Genomic DNA, 20,299 nt, shown 5'->3' with positions numbered 1-20,299 from the left:
ACGGCCGCGCTGAATGTCGCCACCGCGACGCCGCACCAACGCGACCAGCCTGGTGAACTGCGACTCGGTCAGACCGGAGAACGGCTCGATCCACTACGGATCATCCGCTGAGATCACCCCACCCATGCCCAACCAACGCACCAACCACCCCACCAGTTACGGGACAACCTCTAGCCCGGAGCGGGTTACCGTGGCGCGAGACCACACTTCGCGGCGGTCGGCACAGCTGGGCACGCAGACCACATCCGACAGCATGCCCTGGGCTGTGGCCGTGGGCTCTCCCCAACCGCTCCAGGTGAGGTCGTGAAGCGTGGTCTTGCCGTCCCCACAGGTGAGCGTCAGCGCAACGGGCTCGCTCAGCGGCTAGCCCCTGCAGTCGGCGATCGCGCCGGGCTTTCTACTCGGCTCCGTGGTGACCGGGGCCGGGGCCTGGCTGGTGGACGGCTCCACTTCCCCGGACTGCTCCAGAGCGGGCGGTTGTGACGCCTCACCGGGTGTGTCGTGGGTCGGATGCCACAGCGTCGGCCGGGTGGCCAGGGGCGCTTCGGCGGTGCGGGTGCCGTCGTGGTGACCCGGGACCAAGACTAGGGCCGTGACGATCGCGCTACCGACGGCTATGGCCACGGCGAAGACGGTGGCTAGAACGACACGCCGCAGCCGGCCACGCCCGGGCTCCGGTATCGCTGTCTCCTCGGCAGCAGGGGGCTGTTCGGCCGGTTCTTCCCGCTCGGTGGCGATCAACTCGGCCACCTCGGGCGGCCAGGCGTGTGGCCCGCGCGACAATGCGGGGATGGGGTCGGTGGCCGGGCTCCAGGCTCCGTGGCCAGGCACACGGCGACGACCTGGCGCAGCCGTACGGGGAGCGTACTAATGTCCGGGGTCCGACCACATGCCGGAGTTGCACTGGGTGGGCGGATACCCCTTCGCGATCGCCCTGATGGCGGTTGTCTGCACCAGTTTGTACTTCATCTTCAAGCGGCGTGACTGGCTCTGAGTAACCAGCCCAGGGGCAGAGTCCGCGCGCCCTCACGCGGCAGCTGCGGCACGTCCTGAACGGCAGATCCGGCCGCTGGGGAGAATCTGGGGAGAATCGAACGCGGCTCGGCACTCGTCGCCTCCCGGGCGGGGAACGTTGAGCACGCCGGCCGGGGCGCCGCACGCCACTGCCGACGACCGGATGACGTAACGGAGAGTGACAGCAGGCGGCATGAGCAACGGGTGGGGCGCTCCGTGCGGCCAGGAGAATCCCGAGCGCGCTTCCAGCCTCAGGGATCATCCCTGCCTGAACGGACTGCACGGCCGTCTCCAGTGGGAGCCACTTCACGGTCATGTCCACCTCGGTGGCGTCGCACCGTGGCCGGCTTTCGTTCAGGTCGCGCCGGGTGCGATAACGCCGCCAGGCAGAGGGGACAGGGCGTCCTTGAAGACAGCAGCCGTCCTCGACGAAGGCGATTTCGCCCTGGGTGTTGACGGCGACGACGCTGACGCCGTCCGCTACGGTCACATGCTCGTAGGTGCCCAGCTTCCCGTCAGGCTGGCTGACCCGACCGGAGTGGAGGGTGAGGAACGCTCAGGTACGCCTAAACCGCCTGGGCAGCGGCTGCGTGTTCCGCGTCGCTGCAAGGGCGGGGCCCCCTCGCGAGGCAGCTTGCCATATCGGCAGGTGCGCTCACGGGGTGCGGCTGGTCAGCTTGTACTGGCTGTCGAACGGCCGGGCCAGGTGGTTCGGGGGCCCACGGCGTGGGCGCGGGCCTCCAGCCAGAACGCGTACGCGACGGAGTCCAACTGTGGGTCGGTGAGGTGCAGCCGCCGGCCACTGCCCGAGCCGGCACGCTGTGCTGCCCGTACGGCATCGGCCAGGCCGGGCGGGGGAGGCCGGTGAAGGTCGTCGGTCAAGGCAAGGCAGAGATGCACCGCCTCCAGAGCCTCCGGGCGGAGTCCCACCTCCCGGGCCTTCTCTGGAACCTCGCGCCGGGGCGGGGCAAGGGGATCACGGACCGGCAGGCGGGGAGGTAGACGGGGGTGACGTCTTCCCCGAAGGCATCACCGACCACTGGGGGGTGGCAGGGCCCGGGAATTCCACTGGCCGCGGAAGAGACCAGCCACCGGGTGGAGCTGGCGGTGGCGGAGTGCACCTCCACGTGCTGCGGCGCTGTCTCAGTAACGTCAACGGCCCGGGGCTGAACCAGGCTCTCAGCGGCTACTGAGGATTCCGGTTCGGGGTGACGTTACGGCGGGGCCGGGATGAGGCCGGTCTCGGCGCTGAATCCGTCGAGCAGGCCGGGGCGGCACCGCATCCGTTCCAGGCGCGGGCGGGCCAGCGCGGCGTGTTCGTCGGTGCTGACTCTTCACAGGGCAATCCAAGGGACCCGGCAGGCATGGGGGGGCATTCCCCTCGGGGCACATCTCCCTGAGCATCGTCTTGCGCAGCGCCCGCCAGACCCGCAAGGAGCACACGACGCCGACGCGCAGCTCAACCGGCTCCCTCCCGCCGGGCGCGTCGCCGGGGTGCTCGTAGGCCCACTGTTGCGCGAGGAAGCCGTATGCCGGAGGTATCCCTCGAGGGGCCGGGGGTGAAGCCGCTCCCTTGCCAGCAGGGGCGGAGGCGGTTGGGGCCGAGGTGGGCGCTGATCTCGCGCATGCAGGCGCGGGTCTGTCCGCTGACAAGATCCGTGGGCATCTCTTGATCCTCGCGGGCCCAGCAAGGTTGCACCAGGGGCAGGGTCAGGACAACGCGCCAGGGTGATTGAGCCAGGAGGCGGGGGTCGGGAACACACAAGTCGCAATCTACCTGGCGGCGATGGCCGCCAGCGGATTGCTCGGCTGGACAGCGCCCAGCCTCAGGCCGGGGCTGGAGCACGCGATCAACCCGGTCCTCGTCGCGCTGCTGTTCGTCACCTTCCTCCGGGTCCCGGCCGCCGAGCTGGTCCGCTGCCTACGTGACGGCCGGTTCCTGTCCGCCGCAGTGGTGGTGAACTTCGTCGTGGTCCCGCTGGTGGTCGCCGCGATGTTCACCTCCCTGCTCGCCGCACGCGCGGCCAAACGTTCGGGGCGCCGCTTGCGGATCTTCCGGCTCACACCGGCCTGACCCCTCATCCGGCGAGTGCTGACGGGGACGCTGCGGCTGTGGTCACCGACATGGATGCTCAGCCGGGGTCGCTCCGACCGACACCGTGGTGGCCGGGTTCACCGTTCCCGCCGATGTCCACCGATTCGAAGACGACTTCCACCGACTCTGCGAACAGCTTCGCGCCCGGGCACCAGGACACAGCGACGACATCGCCGCGTACCTGGACGCCCTCAGATGGATGAGCGCCGGGAACCTCGAATGGTCCAACATCACTCCCCAGCACAACGGGAAGGGCCATCGCCTGGGCGGCCCCCTCGCCCCACCGTCATCCTCACATCCGATCGCACCCACTACGTTCCCGCAAGCATCGCCCCGGGCCAAGACCTCCCGTAGAAGGAGGTCCAGGAGGTCGTGTTCGCCTCCGCTCACCGGCCAGCGCCCGCATCCTCACCGGCAGTAGCCCAGGTCCGTGCTGTGGGCGCCCAGCGGTTCACCGACACGGAATATCTCGTGCTCCCCTGTGGCGCGAGGTGGCTGAGCCCGGCCGGTTGCCCTGATCAACAGGAGACCGAGGATCCCCCGGTCGCTGGCTGGGGAAACTACGTGGGGCGTTCACAGGGAAGGCACGCTGCGTCACTACTGTCGGCTGTTCGAGTGAGTTAACTCCAGGTCGTTACATCCCTTGGATGGATCAACACTGTGGGCAGTGCATCCTGAGCCCCTCCGGAGAAAGGGCTCCCATGCGTCGTCGTGCCGTGGTGCTTTCTGTATTCGCTTTCGGGGCTGCTGCTGTTGCGGCCGCGTCGATTGCCGGGGCCGTGGGAGTCGAGGTTCCTGTAAAGGGTGTTGCCACGTGGTGTCTGTCGCCTGCTGCTGCGGAGCAGTTGAAGGCGAGCGGAGTGGCGGTGTCGGCCGCTGCGCCGGCGAGCCTTGATTCCTCGCGGGCGACGCCCTGCGTGCGGATGCCGACCGCAGGGAGGATCAGTCTTGATGCGTCCTCGAGGAAGGGGACGTTCGACGGTGGTATCACCTTCACGCGGACATCGGACGGTCGGGCGCTGCGCATGACGAAGCTGGCGGGTGACCTGACCGCCCGCAGGTTCTCCGCCGACCTGGTAACGGGGGATGAAGTACTTCAGAACGTCAACATGACCACCTACACCATGAACGTAAGCGATTTCACCGTCATCCCTCCTTCACCCGGTTATGCCGGGGGTGTCGAGGGGCGGCCTTTCGACACACGGCTCACCGACGGCGGGGCGGCCGCTTTCACCCGGGCGTTCGGTGCTGCGCCGGTATCCAGCGGGAACGCTCTGGCCACACTCGAGGGCCGCGTCGATGCGACTTCGGTGCTTGGCTGAGGCGGAACGCAGCCCATGGATGACGGCGCAGTGTGCCCCCAGATGCCGAACAGCACCCTGAGACGGGGGTCGCCGGCGCACCGAGCTACCCCCGCCGCCGTCAGCACCGGCCGGGAAGCGGTGTACGCGGCCCTCACAAGCCGCTGACAGCCCCGCGCCGGCCCTCCGATTCCAATGGGCGGTGGTGGCGGACCGAGCCACTTGCATCTGCACAGGCCCGCGGCCTCACCTGCATCACTGCGGACGTGGGGCGGGCCTGATCCGGCCTGCTGTCCACGCTGGTTGAGCGCCCGGGTCAGCTCACGATCGGCTTCCCGGGCCGCCGCCAGATCGGCCTGGCTCTCCTGCAGAGCCCCAGTCAACTCGACGTTGCGCTGCTCGAGCCGAGTGATCGTTTGCTGAAGCTCCTCGATGTCGGTGGGCGCGCCGAGGCCCGACTACCGCCAGGCCTGCTCGCCCAGCTCGCGGGACAGGCGCTTCTCCAACTGACTGATTCCTAAGGCCGTCTGTCAAGCTGCGACAGCGATGGGCGGCGTGGGTTCGTAGCATCGGCCGTCGCGCAGGAGGGTTCAAACGTCTGGTGGTCGCGAAAGCGTTCTTCGATGCGTTTGTCGATCTCAGCAATCTGCTGGTTGAGGGCCATCACCTCCTTCGCCAACGTGTGCACCATCTGTGCGGTGAGCCTTTCGCCGGGCAGGCTTGTGTGCTGACGTCCGGCGGTCTGGACGGCTGTCTCGGCGATCCGATCGGCCCGGACGACCTGGCGGTGGCGGAGCCAGGTCTCAAGCCGCTTCTTTCCGATCCGGCGGATGGTCCAGGGGGTCTGGTAGCCGGTCAGCAAAACGAGAGGCCCGGTGTTGGTCAGGTCCAGCGAGCGCTCCAGGCCTGGAAAGATGCCGGTGAGCTGGGCGCGGAGGCGGTTGACGGTGCGAGTGCGCAGCAGGAACGAGGCGCGGGCGTGGGTGAAGACCGTTTCCCGGTCCAGTAGCCGGGATCGGGTGACGGCGGCCTGGCCGAGCGCGTCGAATTCGTAGGCAAGCAGGTCGGGTGCGGTGTCATGGCGCAATTCGCCCGCCCGGACCGCGTCCTGCACAAGAGGAACCAACGGGTCTGCCCATTCCCGAAGTTGGGCGCTCAGACAGTCCTGGACCGGGCCCGGCCGGTCGTCGAATTCGGTCTGTGCGGCGACGAAGAAACAGCCGCCGGGGAGAGTCCCCCTGGCGTAGAAGTCCAGCCTGTGTTCGTGCAGTGCCCACAGCGCGCGTACTCCGCCGCGTCCGCCGAGGGCGGGGCTCACCACGTGCTCGGCCCACTGCCTGCGGGCGCGGTCGATCACTGCCAGCTGGAGGGTTTCCTTGTCGGGCCAGTGGGCGAACAGCCCGGATTTGCTCACCCCCAGCCGGTCGGCGAGGCGCCCCAGCGTCAGCCCGTCCAGCCCATCAGTGGAGGCCATCTCGACGGCGGCGTCGAGCACCGGTGCGCTGACACGTTGCGTAACCGCTGGAGGGAGGATGCGGCGACGAAGCTTCTCCGTGTGTGCTGGGCCGAGTTCGCCGTGCCGGGCGTGACCCCGGAGCCGGCCGGGCGGCGCAACCGCTGCACGGTCAGATGGTTCCGAAAGAATCGGTCCAGGTCACAACCGCCGGCGGCAGCCGGACCGGCGGGGGCAGCGGCGGGAGGGCCGGCTCTGCCCGCAGGCCCTGGATCAGCAGCGCGGCGAAGCGCCGTGAGGCGGTCACTGCGGCGGCCGGTGAGGTGGTCCGGATGCCGCTGTTGGCCATGAGTACCATGACCAGGTCGTCCAGGAGGAAGTCCGGGCGCAGCCTGCCGGCCGCCTTGGCCCGGCGGGCGAGTTCGGCGGCCTTGCCCAGTGCCCGCTCCCGGTCCGCGGCGAAATCGATCGCGCGGGGGAAGGCCGAGGCGAACGCCGCGGTGAACCCCCGGTCCCGGGCACGCATTTCACACACCGCCTCGATCACCAGGCAGAAGCCGCGCCAAGGTTCAGGGTTGGCCAGTCCCACGTCGACGACGGCCGTGCAGGCCGTCATCTGCTCGCGGAAGGCCTCGGTGACCAGCCCCTCCTTGGTCGGAAAGTGCCGGTAGACGGTCGCGGGGCCGACCTCGGCACGCCGTGCGATCTCGCGCATCGCCACGTCCAGCCCCTGCTCCGCGAAGGTCGTGCGGGCCACAGCCAGGATGCGCTCCCGGTTGTCCCGGGCATCGGAGCGCAGGGGGCGAGGCAAAGGGGTCGTCACCGCTCTCACTTTAGCCAAACGGACGGGGGGTTCCGGATAGCGTCCGACGCCATGAGAGCGCTGATGAGAGCACTGACATTCTCCGAGTACGGCCCCGCGAACGTCCTGGAAGTCGCCGAAGTACCGAAACCACACCCGGGACCAGGCCACATCCGGGTGCGCGTACGGGTATCGGGCCTCACTCCCGCCGACTGCCGCCTCCGTTCAGGCCGGTTCCGCGACATGGTGCCGCTGCGCCTGCCCCACGTGCTCGGCATGGACGCCGCGGGGGTGGTCGACGAGGTCGGCACAGGGGTAACCGGTGTCCGGCCGGGCGACGAGGTCTTCGGCATCGTCGACGTCGCGGAGCTCGGCGGTGCGAACGCCGAGTACGCCGTCTTGGCGGCATGGGCGATGAAGCCGGACGCGCTGAGCTGGGAGCAGGCCGGCGGCGCGGCCGGGAACGTCGAGACCGCCACGCGGGCCCTCGACCGGCTGAAGGTCGACACAGGCACGACCTTGCTGATCGAGGGCGCTGCCGGCGGGGTCGGCACGGTCGCCGTCCAACTCGCGGCGGCCCGCGGCGCGACCGTCATCGGGACAGCCGGCGCGCACAACCACCAGTTCGTCGCGGGGCTGGGCGCGGCGCCGATCACCTACGGCCCCGGGCTGGGCGAGCGAATAACCACCGTGGCACGCAACGGAGTCGACGTCGCCCTGGACTGCGCCGGATCCGGCTCGCTGCCCGACCTGGTGGACCTGACCGGAAGTCCGGAGCGGGTGGTGACCATCGCCGACATGAACGCCGCCCAGTACGGAGTCCATCACTCGCGCTCGGCGGGCCCGGGAGCGGACCCGCAGGCGATCGAAGGACTTGCCGTGGCCGCCGCTCTCGCCGGTCAGGGCCGCTTTACCGTGCCGGTCGCGGCCACCTTCCCCATCGAGAACGCGGCTGCAGCACACCAGTTGAGCGAGACCGGCCACGCCCGGGGCAAGATCGTGCTCACCCTTTAGGGCCTGTATTGAGTCGTGATCAGTGAGTGGTTCGGGTGAGGTCTTCGATCCGATCATGGAGGCGCGGAGGTGGAGGCCGGCGAGGTAGCACTCGGGGGTCTTGTCGTAGCGGGTGGGTGCGCCACGATGCGCCATGGAGTCGAGTGAGGTGAGAGACCTTACCGCCGGGTTGTCGCAGCAATCCGGTTGAAGCAGGGAATAGTTCGCCTCGGGGGATACCGAGACGAGCGGTAAGCAGCCCCGACAACGTCGGGACGGGCTGGTACTGCCAGACGGCTCGGGTCCGGCTGGTGAGACGGGAAGGTGTACGCGAGGAACCAGCGCCTGACGCCCCGTAATTACGACACCGACTCCAACCTGGCGGATGCGGGTCGGACGCACTGCGCGACCACCGGCGTGCTCGGTGGTCGACTCCGAAGCCGACGCGGAACTGAAGCCGGTATAGCGTGAGAACTGCCGTCCGGAGGATGCAGCAACCGCCTGTCCGCTGGGGGGAATCCGGGGAGTTCCCGCAGGCGCTGGGGAGCGCGGTGCGGGCGGCCGCCACACCGGGTGGGTGCGGCGGCCGTGGGTGGGATCGGCTCGTGGTTCGAGTCGGTCGGCAGAGCGGCGGATCAGCCCGGCGTCACCGCACCCTCCGGCACTCCGAACCACTCCTCCAGCGCCTCCGCCAGCCCGGCCGTCGACGTCGGCCCTTGCGCCCCCGCGTCGGCCGCCCAGGCCGTGAAGCCATCCGGCCGGACGAGCACCGCCGCCAGTTCCGGGCGGGACGGGCAGCCGGCCGTCAGGGTGTCGACGCGGTCGGCGTACCCCGCGGCGAGGGCTCGGAGCTCCGGGTCGTCGGTCAGGTCGAGCAGGAGCGCCCGGCCGCCGTGGAGGTGGTCCGCGAGGCGGGTGCCGTCGGTGAATTCGAGGTCCGGAGCGCTACGGCCGGTCAGCGGGTGTTCGCCCGGCAGCTCGTACCGCACCCCGGCACTGTTGAGCCGCGCGGTGAGGTACGTGGTGCCCGTGACCGTCTCCGCCAGGTCGCTGACGATCTCGCGCAGGGCCCTCGACTGCGGGTCCGGGCGCATGGCCGCGACTTGGGAGCGGGTCCAGTCCAGGATCTGCGCGCCGACCGGGTGCCGCTCGGAGGTGTAGGTGTCCAGCAGCCCTTCCGGCATCCGGCCGGAGATCACCGCGGCGAGCTTCCAGCCGAGGTTCATCGCGTCCCCGATCCCCAGGCTCAGCCCCTGGCTCCCGAACGCGGAGTGCACGTGCGCCGCGTCGCCCGCCAGCAGCACCCGGCCCTTGCGGTAGTCGGTGACCTGGCGGGCGTGGTCGGTGAAGCGGGTCGCGGTCCGCACCTCGGTGATCGTGACGTCCACGCCGGATACGCGGCGCAGCCGCGCCTGAAGGTCCTCGGTCGTGATCGGCGCCTCCCGGTCGGCCGGCGGGCCCTCGAACTCCACGGTGACGATGCGGCCCGGCATCGGCCCGTGGGCGTACACCCCGGTGTCCGTGGCGGCCCAACCGACCTCCAGATCCTCGGCGCCGGTCATCTCCACGACTGCCTGATGACAGGTGATCTCCGGGTCCGTGCCGGGAAATTCGAATCCGGCAAGCTTGCGGACCGTGCTGCGGCCGCCGTCGCAGCCCACGAGCCAGCCGGCGCGCATGTCCCCATCGCTCGTCCGCACGGTGACGGCCCCGTCGTCCGCTTCGAAGCCGGTCAACTCCACTCCCCGGCGCACATCGACGCCGAGCTCGACCGCCCGCTCGCCGAGCAGCCGCTCGATGTCCTGCTGCGCCACGAGAGCGATATCGGCGGCGGGTCCGGCGTCGCCGAGGCCCGGCTCCGTACGGTCAACCAGGTCGGCGCGCAGCATGATCCCGGCGAAGTGTCCGACGAACCCCAGCCCTTGGTTCGCAGTCCTGCCTCCGTCCCCGCCGCTGCGCTCGCGCATGAACGCGTAAAAGCGGTCCATCGATTGCTGCTGCACCTCGGCCAGCGCGGGCAGCATGCCCCGGCGGTAGAGCGCCTCGGCGCTGGGCGTGGTGATCGCCCCGCCCTTGATCGTCGGATTCACTTCGGTGAGGCGCTCCAGGACGGCCACCCGCGCGCCTCCGAGCCGGAGCTCACAGGCCAGCATCAGTCCGACCGGGCCGCCGCCGGCCACCACTACGTCATAGTTCATGGCGCCCACTATGACGGAGGGTCAAAAAGGCCCTTCCACCGCCCTGACCAGCCACAACAGGCACCGCGATGTCAAGGGACCGGCCCCGCGAGGATGGACGGGAAACGGGCCGTCCGCGCCCTTGCTCGGCTACCTCACCCCGCCTCCCGCCGGTGTCCCGGCCGGTCCTCGATCCGCTCGGTCGTAACCGACAGGGTCCCGTCACTCCCCATGCCCGGGTGAGGGCGCCTTCGCCGTGGCAGCGTGGTGATAGAGGGTGCGGTGTGGCGTGAGGATGGCGGTGGCGGTCGTGTGGCCGGTCCAGATGTGACCGTGACCGTTGTAGCGGGGAGTGATGTAGGACCACTCGAGGTTCCCGGCGATCATCCATCGCAGTGCTTCCACGTACCGCGTCACCGCGGGATTCCGACTGGCTACCGTGCCCAGTAGGCGGGCGCTGAGGGCACAGAACGTGTCTTCGGTCTGTCTGACGGTGTCGGCGACGCGGTCGACCGCGGCTTGGAGGTTGCCGCCGTTGGCGGCGAGGGTGAGGGTGATCTCGTTGATGGTGTCGCCGCTGTAGAGCTCTTTGCGGTACGAGAAGATGTCGTTGATGCCGATCCAGTGGCGGGCCACCAGGTGGTTGAGCCGGCCCAGTTCGGGCATGGCGGCGAGGTGGGGCGTGAGGTCGATGTCGAGCCCGTACTCCAGGAGCGGGAAACAGCATTCGCCCACGCTCTTGATCCGCGATCCTTCGTAGGCGGCCAGGTCAACAGACGTGCCGTCCCGCAGCCAACCCCGCTCCGTGCGGCAGGCTGCGAAGAATCCCTTCATCTCATGAGCGAACCGGCCCCACAAGGCGGGTGACATGCCGGCACGGAGACGTTCCTTCAACGCTGCCAGCACTCGCGGGTAGACAGTCCGCGGAGCGGCCAGGTCATCGTCGAAGAGGACGTCCAGTTGGTGCAGGCCCAGGCGTTCCAGGCGGGAGTCGGGGGCATGGACGAAGAGGTCGTCGATGCTGAACAGGACGTCGATCCAGTGGCAAATGACCTTCGTGCGGGCAGTGCCGGTGGTGGCGTAGGCCAGCAGGTTCCACAGGGTGGTCCGCTGGCCGAGGAAGTGCTCGAAGGCGTGGGGGCAGTCGTCGTGGGCCTGGCGCAGGCTGTCGTCCAGCCAGGCGCGGCAGGAGGCTTCGAGGCGGTCGATGCCGGGGCGGTGCAGCGCGGGTTGGAAGCGGGGGAAGGAGGGCAGTAGGAAGCTGGGGTACGAGCCTGGTTCCGCGGCCTCGTCCGGGCCCCTGCCGGGGGCGGGGAGTGTGGTCAACGCCGGCTTCCTCGCGGCTGGCGCCGGTGCAGCAGGAGAGGTTGTTCGGCGGGAACGAGCAGGAACCGCGGAAGGGGGCGGACGGGACCCGGCTCGGTGGGGCGCAGTTGCCAGGTCTGGGCGATGGTGGCCAGGGCCAAGGTGGTTTCGGTCATGCCGAAGAACTCGCCCATGCACCGGCGGCGTCCGGCGCCGAAGGCCAGAAAGGACTGCCGCTGTGCGGTGGTGAGGCGTTCGGGCAGCCATCGGTCCGGGGCGAGCCGTCCGGGGTCGGGAAAGACCTCGGGGTTGCGCTGCAGGGCGTAGGGGCTGATGAGGACATCGGCGCCCTTGGGCAGGCGGTATCCGCGGACCTCGGTGGGCTCGACCACGATGCGGCTGAGCAGCCAGGTGGGCGGGTACAGGCGCAGGACCTCGGTCAGCACTCGCTTGGTGTACGGCAGCGAGGGCAGGTCGTCGAAGGTGACCGGGCGGTCGCCCAGAGCGCCGTCGACTTCTTCCCACAGCCTCGTCTCGATCTCGGGGTGGTGTGCGAGGAGTTGGAAGGTCCAGGCGAGCAGCGAGGCGGAGGTCTCGACGCCCGCGGCCAGCACCGACATGACCTGGTCGCGCACCTCGGCGTCATCGGGGCGGCGCCCGCTGTCCTCGTCACCGGCCATGATCTGCGACAACAGGTCCTGCCGGCTCTCCTCTTGCTGCCGGTACTGGGTGATGACCTGGTCGATGGCTTGGTTCAGGCGGGCGCGGGCCTGGTCGAAGCGCCGGTTCGCCGGGGTGGGGACGCGATGGACCCAGCCGACCGGGATCAGCATCCGGCGCAGCAGGCCGCGCAGCAGCTGCGGCAGGGCGCCCGCCATCACCTCCGCCGCCTGCTGCCCGGCCGGTGCCGACACCAGCGTCCGCGCGACCACCAGCGCAGCCACCTGGTACATCGCGGCACCGACATCGAGCACCTGACCCGCCCGCCACGGCGAGATGGCCTCCACCACGCACTCACGCATCACTTCCGCGTAGCCCGCGACCCGGCTGCGATGGAACGCCGGCTTCATCACCGGCCGCTGCACCTGGTGATCCTCGGCGTTGCAGGTGATCACACCGTTCCCGACCAGTTGCCGAGCCGCCTCCATGAACGGGCCGCCCTTGTCGAAACGCTCCTGTCGGGAGACCAGTACGTCCATCGCCGCCTCGGCACTGTTCACCAGGAAGCACTCCCGGCCCACCAATCGCAAAGCAACCACCGGATCCGAGGCGCGCTGCTGCTCCAGGAAACCCAGCGGATCCACCGCCAGCCGCCCCGCATGCCCGAGCAGCGGGAGCCCTACCGGGGACCTCCGGACCGTCTGCTGCATAGCCTTCTCCCCCGGTGATCGCCGATCATCATCGCGCGGAGAATACAACCATGAGTACCTGCTGCGCGACTCTCAGTGACGGGCGCGCCGGTCTCCGCCTGCTCGCGCACGCATGCCGCGCCGGACCAGGACAGGGGAAGAGCGCGGGAGGGGTGGGTGCGGGAGGGGCGTGCCCGGTGGCGGTGGGCGTCATCCATAGCCGTGTATGTAACAGGCACGTATGAGGCGGTGGTTGGGCGGAACGGTTCGCCGGGCCAGACGCATCCTGGTGATCGGAAACGTTCGCTCGTACCGACGCGTACCGAGCGGCCGGCGCCCCACCCCAACCGATATTGAGGCAGAAGCGATGCGCGTTCACAAGCTCCCCTTAACCGCCCTGGCCATTGCCGCGGGTCTTTCGCTCACGGCCTGCCAGAACGGCGATGCCGACACGGGTCGGAACGGCCCCTCGTCCGCGTCCTCCGTGTCTTCTTCGTCCGGCGGTTCGGGCTCGGGCGGTTCGGATCAAGGCGGCGGGAAGGACTCCGCCGGACAGGGCTCCCCTGGGAAGGGCTCTGCCGGGAAGGGCTCCGGCGGGCAGGGCGCGGCCGCCGGGGCCGGCTCCAAGGAGAGCGGCAAGGTTGCCAAGTGCCGCACTGATGAGCTGGCGATCACGGCGAAGGACGGCACCATCGACGGTGACCCCGATGGCACCGTCGTGGTGGAGCTGAAGAACAGGAGCGGCCGCAGCTGTGCGATATCCGGGTACGCGGGCGTCGACCTGAAGACCACCGCGGGGTCGCTGTCCGCGAAGCGCACTGGGGAGCAGGCCCCCTCGGCCATCCTCAGGAACGGGCAGTCGACGGCCTTCGGTATCAACTATCCGTTCAACAAGTCGGGTGGCTCCGGAGTCCGCGTCACGGGGCTTCTGGTGACCCCGCCGAGCGAGACGAAGACGGTCTCCCTCCCCTGGCCGGGCGCCGCCACGTTGCCCGTCACGGATGGCTCCGGCTCCCCGGTGAAGGTCGGCCCGATCGGAAGCGCCGGTCAGGGCGGCTGATCCGCACGCCCTTGAGGGATGGCGGCACGCGCTCCTTCGGACACGCCGGTTGGCACCCCTACCGGACCGGGGAACCAGGCCCGTCCGGAGGGAACTCGGCGCGGTGCGCGACAGCTCGCGTCGGCAAGCATCGTGTCCGAGGTGTGTCGCGTCCGCTCCGGGCGGCCGGGCGTACTGACCGCCGCCGCGCCCGCACCGGTGCTCGGCAGCGGCCTCCTGGAAGCGGCGCGTCGACGGCCTTGCGCGGCCTACGGCCGTCGCCGCGCCGACGCGCTCTGGCCCACGCCGATCACCCCGTGCTACGAAGAGTCATGCCCACAGCCGCATCGTTCAGCCGAGCTGTGTACGACGCCGTCATCGTCGGCGGTGGCCACAACGGACTGGTCGCCGCCGCCTACCTTGCCCGCGCAGGCCGCTCCGTCCTCGTCCTGGAGCGCCTCGGGGACACCGGAGGCGCCGCCGTCTCGACCCGCCCCTTCGCCGGGATCGACGCCCGGCTCTCCCGCTACTCGTACCTGGTGTCCTTGCTGCCCGACACGATCGTGCGCGACTTGGGGCTGCGCTTCGCCGTACGCAAGCGCACCGTCTCCAGCTACACGCCGACGGTCCGCGGGGGCAGGCACACCGGTCTACTGGTGGGCGGCGGACCTGACCGCACCCGTGCGTCGTTCGCCGGCCTCACGGGCTCGGAGCGCGAGTACGCGTCGTGGCAGCGCTTCCACGAGCGGACCCGCCGCACGGCCGAGCGCGTCTTCCCGACCCTGACCGAACCGCTGCCGACCCGCTCCGAGTTGCGCGCCAGAATCGGCGACGACGCGACCTGGCGGATGCTGTTCGAGGAGCCCATCGGCGTCGCCATCGAGGAGAACTTCACGGACGACCTGGTCCGTGGCGTCGTCCTCACGGACGCGCTGATCGGCACCTTCGCCGACGCCCACGACCCGTCCCTGGTGCAGAACCGGTGTTTCCTCTACCACGTGATCGGCGGCGGCACCGGAGACTGGGACGTGCCCGTGGGCGGGATGGGCGCGCTCACCGACGCCCTCGCGGACGCGGCACGCGCCGCCGGTGCGGAGATCGCCACCGGCCATGAGGCCATCCGCGTCGACACCGACGGGACGTCGGCCGAGGTCGCCTACCGCACCCCCTTCCGCGAAGGCACCGTCGCCGCCGGCAAGGTGCTGGTGAACGCCTCCCCGCACGCCCTCGCCGCGCTGCTCGGAGAGGAACCCCCGGCTTCCGCGGAGGGAGCGCAGCTCAAGATCAACATGCTGCTGCGACGCCTGCCGCGGTTGCGCGATCACACCGTCGATTCGCGCGAGGCGTTCGCGGGCACCTTCCACATCGCCGAGGGATACGGCCAACTGGCGACGGCCTACGCGCAGGCCGCCGCCGGACGACTGCCCGAGACACCGCCGTCCGAGATTTACTGCCACTCGCTGACCGACCCCTCCGTCCTCGGACCCGAACTCGCCGCCCAGGGCTTCCAGACGCTGACCCTCTTCGGCCTGCACGCCCCCGCGCGCCTCTTCACGAAGCACCACGAGGCGGCACGCGACGCCCTGCTGAGGGCCACGCTCACCGAGCTCGACGCCCACGTGGAAGAGCCGATCGAGGACTGCCTGGCCGTCGACGAGGAAGGCCGGCCCTGCATCGAGGTCAAGACCCCCCAGGACCTGGAACGCGACCTGAGACTGCCCGGTGGCCACATCTTCCACGGAGATATGGCCTACCCCCACGCAGACGGGACCACCGGCCGCTGGGGCGTCGAAACCGCCCACCCCAACGTGCTTCTGTGCGGGGCGGGCGCGATCCGAGGCGGCGGCGTCAGCGGAATCCCGGGCCACAACGCGGCAATGGCCGCACTGGGGCGGTGACCACCGTCAGGGTGCACTGTCTCCGACACCCCGCAGGTCCGGAACACAATGACGCGCCCGGAGCGCTGCCCCGCTCGTCGACGACCGGCAGGGCGATATGGCACGCATCAAGGAATTCTCGCGGAGGAGCAGCGCGGGGAATCACAAGAAGGGGACGAACGGAATACGAAGTGGGCTACGCCATGCGGGCAGGAAATCCAAGCCGCCGACGGGCTCGAATACAAAAAGGCCCGCATTCCAGGATATTCCTTGGGGGATTCCTGGAGCGGGATCCACAGATGACCTCGTCGGCCCGCGAGGGAATTCTCGGGGAATGCCCGCAGCTGGGGCCCGCACCCCGAGGGATGCGGGCCCCAGCTACGAAGCGCGCGTGAGCGATCAGGCGGGAACGATGTTCTCGGCCGTCGGGCCCTTCTGGCTCGGCACGATGTCGAAGGTGACCTGCTGACCTTCGAGCAGCTCACGGAAGCCCTGGGCGGCGATGTTCGAGAAGTGGGCGAACACGTCAGCGCCGCCACCGTCCTGCTCGATGAAGCCGAAACCCTTGGCCGCGTTGAACCACTTCACAGTGCCGGATGCCATGTCATATCTCCTTTGGGGCAGTACGCCGGACCCGCAATTCACGGCTACCGGTCGCCGCGATGATGCCCCGCCCGGAGAACGACCGGAAATACAGAACGCTTCCTGCGGCTGAAAATACCCACGAAGACGTCGAAGTTTTGGGAGCCACGACTGCAACTGAGACCGACAGTAGCATGCGGTGGCGACCTGTGTACGGTTAATAATTCTGCTCTGTTCATCGGGGTGAATACACTGCCCGCGCGGTGCATTAAACCCTCATCCAGCGGTCATAGATATTGATCCGCCCGGAGCGCGGCGTGCCGCACCTCAGGCCGTGGCCGGCGGGTTCGCCGATGCGGCGGCGCGGCGGTATTCGGCGTTGATGCGCTGGGCTTCTTCGAGCTGGTCCTCGAGGATGATGATGCGGCAGGCGGCCTCGATGGGGGTGCCCTGGTCTACGAGTTCCCGGGCCCGGGCGGCGATGCGCAGCTGGTAACGGGAGTAGCGGCGGTGGCCGCCCGCGGAGCGGAGCGGGGTGATGAGGCGGGCTTCGCCGATGGCGCGGAGGAAGCCCTGGGTGGTGCCGAGCATCTCGGCTGCCCTGCCCATGGTGTAGGCGGGGTAGTCGTCGTCGTCGAGACGGCCGTACGAGTCATCTGCTGTCATTTGCACCTCTCTGTGGAACGCATGGAGGGGCCCTGGTGCCGTATGGCACCAGGGCCCCGAAGGAACTACAACACCATCTGCCGACCTTACTGCGTCGGCCTTCTGTGTCCGCGGACCCGACCGGAATACTGTCGGGGGTGCGGGGATCGCGGTTGCCTGACCGGAGACCACCTCACTATCGATGTCCTGCGGTACCCGGGCTCATCGCTCCTGCCCGGGCGATCCTGATGGCGCCTGGCTCCTCCGTTTCTTCCCTCTGGGATTACTCACTTACCTACTGCTGGTGATGCGTACTGCTCTGCGGCCTGTGACAGCGCCGCTCTTCGGCAGCCAGCCCCGTCGCCCGTCCTGCGCTCTGCTCTGGCTTGGAACCCCACTGCCGAACCTCCCGGTGCGCGCGCCCGCAGCCGACGCCTTCACCGAGGTACTGCTCACCGACTTCACTGCTGTGCACTGCGAACTGCACTTACGGGTACTGCTACTGCGTGAACTGCGGTACTGCTCACGGCGGCCCCTGATCACTGCGGGCCCCCCGGTCCGGTCGTCAGTCCCGTCGCCGTCCTGCAAACAACGCTGGCTTCGAGACTCCACCACCGAACCGTCCTGCGCACTGCAACTTCGGGTACTGCTGCCCGGCAGTTCATCTCTGCCGGGCCTTGCTCGATCTCGGCTACGAGAGAAACCATAACCACACCACCGCCCAATGTCTACCCTGACCGACATAGATTTCCGTGAGCCAGGCAGGGAGATAGTCGACCTCGACCGCCGAATGGGTGTACGGCGCCCCCTCTGCCCACCTACCCATGGGCTTCAGCGGGCGCCCCGGGCGATGAGGTCATGCAGCGCAGGGGGCAGGCCCCCGTAGAGCCTGCCCAGAGGGGTCACCTCGCTGAACTCTCCGGACCCTCTGGGGCGGGGAGCGCACCCGGGGTGGCGTGCAGGGCCCCGTGCAGATGCACCAGGCTGCCCCCCGGGGAACCGATCCGTACGTGCTCCACGACGCAGACGACCAATTCGTGGTCACCGAGCCTGAGTTGGCGGTGGCGCGTGCCTACCAGCCACGCGGCACAGTCGTCGAGCAGCGGCACCCCGTGCGGGCCGGTGTGCCAGCGGGTGGGCGGCGCGAACCGGTCGACGCCGACGGCCGCGAACCGCTCGGCCACGTCGCGCTGGGCGGCACCGAGCAGCTGGATCCCGAACCTCTGGCAGTCCTTGATCCTGGCCCAGGTCGAGGACGTCTCGGCGAGCGCGAAGGACACCAGCGCCGGTTCGGCGCTCACCGAGGTGAACGAGGTGATCGTCACCCCGGCGGGGCCGGAGGGCGTGGCCGCGGTGAGCACCGCGACGCCGGATGCGTGCCCCCGCAGCGCGGTGCGCAGCTGATCGGCGCCGACCGTGGCCGCCACGGTGGTCACGAGCCCGCCTCTGAGGGCGTGGTGCCGATCAGCCGTTCGGGCCGGGGGGCCACGGCCGCGATGGAGCGCGGTGTGCCCGCCGCCGTGTCGGGTCGGGTCTTGATGGTGATCCGGGCGGCCAGTTCGTGGGCGAGGGCACGCGCTTCGTCGGCCGACTCGCCACGGACGATGAGCAGCCCGGACCGGTCGTACGACCAGGCGATGGGGGCCACCGTGTCACCGGGCGCGACGGAGAGCTGCAGGGTCACCACTCGCGGATCGGCGCGCACCTCGTCGGCTCCGGTGACGGACTCGACGATGCCCGGCTCCGCGGTCAGGAAACGGATGGCGCCGCCGCCCCTGGCCGGGCCCGGCGTGATGGGCGCGGTACGGTCCGCGTACCAGAGGAAGCCCAGCGCGTCGATGTCGGTCCCGTACACCTCGTGGGTCAGATCGGTGATGCGGTCGCCGCCGCGCCGGTTGTGGGACTCCACCAGGCGGGGGCCGTCGGAGGTGAGGATCACCTCGCTGTGCGAGGGGCCGTCCTTGACCCCCACGGCGTCCAGCATCCTGCTGACCAGCGAGTCGATCCGGGCCGTGGTGTCCGCGTCGAGGCCCGCCGGCTGTACGTGCCCGACCTCGACGAACGAGTCCAGCTTCTCCTTGGCCGTGCACGCGACGACCACGTGCTCGCCCGCGAAGCTGAACGCCTCCACGCTGAACTCGGGGCCCTGCAGATACTGCTCCATCAGGAACGTGTGCAGTCCGAACTCCGCTGCCCAGGCCGCGACGTCCGTGACCGCGTCGAGGCCCTCCACCAGCCGCACGCCGAGGCTGCCGGACCCGTACCTCGGCTTGATCACCGCGGGTCCGAACTCGGTGACGAAGGCGCGGATGTCGGCCTCGTCGTGCCCCAGGCGGGCGGCGACCCCTTCGATGCCCCGCTCGGCGAGCAGTTCCCGGAAGGCCAGCTTGTCCTGCAGCACGCGGACGGTCTCGAGGCCGGTGCCCGGCAGTCCGAGCGCCGTCGTCGCGGCCGCCGCCGACTCCAGGCCGTCTTCGATGATCGAGACGACCCGGGCCAGCGGCCGGTGCCGGTGCACGGCGGCGAGGAGATCGGCGACGGCCTGCGGGTCGCGGTAGTCCGTGAGGTGGGCCTCGGCCACCAGCTCCAGGCCCGACGGGTCGAGTTCGTGCGGGCCGTGCACCCAGACGATGTCGAAGCCGGCCTTCCGTGCCTTCTTCAGGGCGGCGACCTGGCCGCCGATGACCGCGATCCGCGGTGTGTTCTCGTGCGTCATGCGCGCAGCTCCCGTCCCGATGCGTTCTCCAGCCAGCGCACGACCTCGACGTTGTCGGCGCCCGCCGGCAGTTCGTCGTGCGCCTTCTCCCACAGCTCCCGGCAGGCGTGGCCGAAGGCGGCGGGGCCGCCCGCGGAGTCGAGCAGCGACGTGCCGATGCGGATGTCCTTGAGCATCAGGCGCAGCGCGAAGCCCGAGTCGAAGGTACCGGGCAGCACATGGTCGGGGAGCTTGGTCTGCGAGGCGTGGTTGCGGCCGGTGGACGCGTTGATCACCTCCAGCATCGCCGCGGGTTCGAGACCGAACGCCCGCCCGGCGAGCATGACCTCGGCGACCGCGGCGAGATTGATCGCGGAGAGCAGGTTGTTGAGCGCCTTCAGCGCGTGGCCCGCGCCCGCGGGACCTACCCGGTACACCGTGCCGAGTGCGCCGAGTACGTGCTCGGCCCGTGCCATGTGCTCGGGTGCGCCCGCGGCCATCAGCGTCAGCTCACCCGCGCGCGCGGCGGCCGGGGAGCCGGAGACCGGCGCGTCCACCACGAACACCTCGTGCGCGGCGGCCGCGCGGCCGAGGGCCAGCGTGTCCTCGGGTGCGGAGGAGCCCGTGTCGACGATCAAGGAGCCCGCGGCGAGGTGCGGGAGCAGCTCGTCGGCCACCTGCCGGACTGCCGCTCCGTCGGGGAGCATGGTGACCACCACCGGCGCGGCCAGGTCCGCGATGCCCTCCGCCGTGCGCACGCCCGGGTGCTCACCGGCCGCCGCGGCGACGCTCGGATCGGCGTCGTACGCGACCACGTCGAACCCGCGCTCCGCGAGGCGACGGCACATCCCTCCGCCCATGGACCCCAGTCCCGCAAATCCCACCCGCATGATCCGATCCGTTCCTTTCTCGGTACTTGTTGCTCGCGCGTCCCAGCGGACGCGCTCGTGCCGTTCCGGCGCGCTCATGCTG

Annotated in this window: 15 protein-coding genes and 6 pseudogenes; 6 read left to right on the top strand and 15 right to left on the bottom strand. The window is 69.8% G+C overall.

Going from position 1 to position 20,299, the window contains the following annotated elements:
* Together ACZ53N_RS01895 and ACZ53N_RS01890 are read right to left on the bottom strand one after the other, a co-directional pair.
* Positions 1-90, bottom strand: a pseudogene (locus tag ACZ53N_RS01895) (IS5/IS1182 family transposase); the annotation flags it as partial.
* A 273-nt stretch (positions 91-363) separates the two neighbouring features.
* Complete coding sequence (locus ACZ53N_RS01890) at positions 364-783, bottom strand: hypothetical protein (protein WP_469139016.1); 420 nt, start codon at positions 781-783, stop codon at positions 364-366.
* Between the two features lie 100 nt (positions 784-883).
* Here ACZ53N_RS01890 and ACZ53N_RS01885 point away from each other — a divergent pair.
* Positions 884-994, top strand: a pseudogene (locus ACZ53N_RS01885) (transporter); the annotation flags it as partial.
* A gap of 692 nt (positions 995-1,686) precedes the next feature.
* Here the strand turns inward: ACZ53N_RS01885 and ACZ53N_RS01880 are convergent.
* On the bottom strand, positions 1,687-1,944 hold the full coding sequence (locus ACZ53N_RS01880) for a hypothetical protein (RefSeq protein ID WP_469139015.1): 258 nt from the start codon (positions 1,942-1,944) through the stop codon (positions 1,687-1,689).
* A gap of 284 nt (positions 1,945-2,228) precedes the next feature.
* Positions 2,229-2,342, bottom strand: a pseudogene (locus tag ACZ53N_RS01875) (IS630 family transposase); the annotation flags it as partial.
* A gap of 458 nt (positions 2,343-2,800) precedes the next feature.
* Here ACZ53N_RS01875 and ACZ53N_RS01870 point away from each other — a divergent pair.
* Together ACZ53N_RS01870 and ACZ53N_RS01865 are read left to right on the top strand one after the other, a co-directional pair.
* Positions 2,801-3,043 (top strand): annotated as a pseudogene (locus ACZ53N_RS01870) (arsenic resistance protein); the annotation flags it as partial.
* A gap of 767 nt (positions 3,044-3,810) precedes the next feature.
* Positions 3,811-4,431 (top strand): hypothetical protein, encoded by a 621-nt coding sequence (locus ACZ53N_RS01865; RefSeq protein ID WP_469139014.1) that lies wholly within the window; start codon positions 3,811-3,813, stop codon positions 4,429-4,431.
* A 571-nt stretch (positions 4,432-5,002) separates the two neighbouring features.
* Here the strand turns inward: ACZ53N_RS01865 and ACZ53N_RS01860 are convergent.
* The 3 genes and pseudogenes from ACZ53N_RS01860 to ACZ53N_RS01850 form a co-directional block, all read right to left on the bottom strand.
* Positions 5,003-5,368, bottom strand: a pseudogene (locus tag ACZ53N_RS01860) (IS110 family transposase); the annotation flags it as partial.
* 18 nt (positions 5,369-5,386) lie between these two features.
* Positions 5,387-5,905: pseudogene (locus ACZ53N_RS01855) on the bottom strand (TetR/AcrR family transcriptional regulator); the annotation flags it as partial.
* 130 nt (positions 5,906-6,035) lie between these two features.
* Positions 6,036-6,686 carry a TetR/AcrR family transcriptional regulator gene (locus ACZ53N_RS01850; protein ID WP_469139013.1) on the bottom strand — a complete coding sequence of 217 codons (651 nt, stop codon included), beginning with the start codon at positions 6,684-6,686 and terminating at the stop codon, positions 6,036-6,038.
* Positions 6,687-6,749: 63 nt separating this feature from the next.
* Between ACZ53N_RS01850 and ACZ53N_RS01845 the strand changes: the two genes are divergently transcribed.
* Positions 6,750-7,679: an NADP-dependent oxidoreductase gene (locus ACZ53N_RS01845; RefSeq protein ID WP_469139012.1), complete on the top strand. Its 930-nt coding sequence runs from the start codon at positions 6,750-6,752 to the stop codon at positions 7,677-7,679.
* A 614-nt stretch (positions 7,680-8,293) separates the two neighbouring features.
* On the opposite strand, the gene ACZ53N_RS01840 is transcribed toward ACZ53N_RS01845, so the two are convergent.
* The 3 genes from ACZ53N_RS01840 to ACZ53N_RS01830 form a co-directional block, all read right to left on the bottom strand.
* Positions 8,294-9,856: an FAD-dependent monooxygenase gene (locus ACZ53N_RS01840; RefSeq protein ID WP_469139011.1), complete on the bottom strand. Its 1,563-nt coding sequence runs from the start codon at positions 9,854-9,856 to the stop codon at positions 8,294-8,296.
* Between the two features lie 201 nt (positions 9,857-10,057).
* Positions 10,058-11,161, bottom strand: a complete 1,104-nt coding sequence (locus tag ACZ53N_RS01835; RefSeq protein ID WP_469139010.1) for a terpene synthase family protein — start codon at positions 11,159-11,161, stop codon at positions 10,058-10,060.
* Positions 11,158-12,510: a cytochrome P450 gene (locus ACZ53N_RS01830; protein WP_469139009.1), complete on the bottom strand. Its 1,353-nt coding sequence runs from the start codon at positions 12,508-12,510 to the stop codon at positions 11,158-11,160. Before ACZ53N_RS01830 ends, ACZ53N_RS01835 begins: the two co-directional genes overlap by 4 nt.
* A gap of 346 nt (positions 12,511-12,856) precedes the next feature.
* Between ACZ53N_RS01830 and ACZ53N_RS01825 the strand changes: the two genes are divergently transcribed.
* Both ACZ53N_RS01825 and ACZ53N_RS01820 read left to right on the top strand, forming a co-directional pair.
* A complete protein-coding gene (locus ACZ53N_RS01825; protein WP_469139008.1) occupies positions 12,857-13,549 on the top strand; it encodes a DUF4232 domain-containing protein in 693 nt (230 codons plus the stop codon).
* Between the two features lie 311 nt (positions 13,550-13,860).
* Positions 13,861-15,426, top strand: coding sequence for a phytoene desaturase family protein (locus tag ACZ53N_RS01820; protein ID WP_469139007.1), 1,566 nt, complete (start codon positions 13,861-13,863; stop codon positions 15,424-15,426).
* A 378-nt stretch (positions 15,427-15,804) separates the two neighbouring features.
* On the opposite strand, the gene ACZ53N_RS01815 is transcribed toward ACZ53N_RS01820, so the two are convergent.
* The 5 genes from ACZ53N_RS01815 to ACZ53N_RS01795 form a co-directional block, all read right to left on the bottom strand.
* Positions 15,805-16,008: a cold-shock protein gene (locus ACZ53N_RS01815; protein WP_469139006.1), complete on the bottom strand. Its 204-nt coding sequence runs from the start codon at positions 16,006-16,008 to the stop codon at positions 15,805-15,807.
* A gap of 306 nt (positions 16,009-16,314) precedes the next feature.
* A complete protein-coding gene (locus tag ACZ53N_RS01810) occupies positions 16,315-16,653 on the bottom strand; it encodes a MerR family transcriptional regulator (RefSeq protein ID WP_469139005.1) in 339 nt (112 codons plus the stop codon).
* Positions 16,654-17,534: 881 nt separating this feature from the next.
* Positions 17,535-18,068: a flavin reductase family protein gene (locus tag ACZ53N_RS01805; RefSeq protein WP_469139004.1), complete on the bottom strand. Its 534-nt coding sequence runs from the start codon at positions 18,066-18,068 to the stop codon at positions 17,535-17,537.
* Positions 18,065-19,348, bottom strand: coding sequence for an ATP-grasp domain-containing protein (locus tag ACZ53N_RS01800; RefSeq protein ID WP_469139003.1), 1,284 nt, complete (start codon positions 19,346-19,348; stop codon positions 18,065-18,067). Before ACZ53N_RS01800 ends, ACZ53N_RS01805 begins: the two co-directional genes overlap by 4 nt.
* Positions 19,345-20,217 (bottom strand): NAD(P)-dependent oxidoreductase, encoded by an 873-nt coding sequence (locus ACZ53N_RS01795; protein WP_469139002.1) that lies wholly within the window; start codon positions 20,215-20,217, stop codon positions 19,345-19,347. The genes ACZ53N_RS01800 and ACZ53N_RS01795 overlap by 4 nt, the downstream gene beginning before the upstream one ends.
* Positions 20,218-20,299 lie beyond the last annotated feature (82 nt).

The sequence above is a fragment of the Streptomyces sp. NPDC033229 genome (assembly GCF_055576875.1).
The sequence above is the reverse complement of the archived record's forward strand: the minus strand, read 5'-3'. Positions and strand labels throughout refer to the sequence as shown.

Coding starts and splice junctions, on each gene's coding strand:
- ACZ53N_RS01800 (WP_469139003.1), bottom strand. CDS start 19,348: ATGACGCACGAGAACACACCGCGGATCGCGGTCATCGGCGGCCAGGTC.
- ACZ53N_RS01795 (WP_469139002.1), bottom strand. CDS start 20,217: ATGCGGGTGGGATTTGCGGGACTGGGGTCCATGGGCGGAGGGATGTGC.
- ACZ53N_RS01840 (WP_469139011.1), bottom strand. CDS start 9,856: ATGAACTATGACGTAGTGGTGGCCGGCGGCGGCCCGGTCGGACTGATG.
- ACZ53N_RS01815 (WP_469139006.1), bottom strand. CDS start 16,008: ATGGCATCCGGCACTGTGAAGTGGTTCAACGCGGCCAAGGGTTTCGGC.
- ACZ53N_RS01810 (WP_469139005.1), bottom strand. CDS start 16,653: ATGACAGCAGATGACTCGTACGGCCGTCTCGACGACGACGACTACCCC.
- ACZ53N_RS01865 (WP_469139014.1), top strand. CDS start 3,811: ATGCGTCGTCGTGCCGTGGTGCTTTCTGTATTCGCTTTCGGGGCTGCT.
- ACZ53N_RS01825 (WP_469139008.1), top strand. CDS start 12,857: ATGCGCGTTCACAAGCTCCCCTTAACCGCCCTGGCCATTGCCGCGGGT.
- ACZ53N_RS01830 (WP_469139009.1), bottom strand. CDS start 12,510: ATGCAGCAGACGGTCCGGAGGTCCCCGGTAGGGCTCCCGCTGCTCGGG.
- ACZ53N_RS01820 (WP_469139007.1), top strand. CDS start 13,861: ATGCCCACAGCCGCATCGTTCAGCCGAGCTGTGTACGACGCCGTCATC.
- ACZ53N_RS01845 (WP_469139012.1), top strand. CDS start 6,750: ATGAGAGCACTGACATTCTCCGAGTACGGCCCCGCGAACGTCCTGGAA.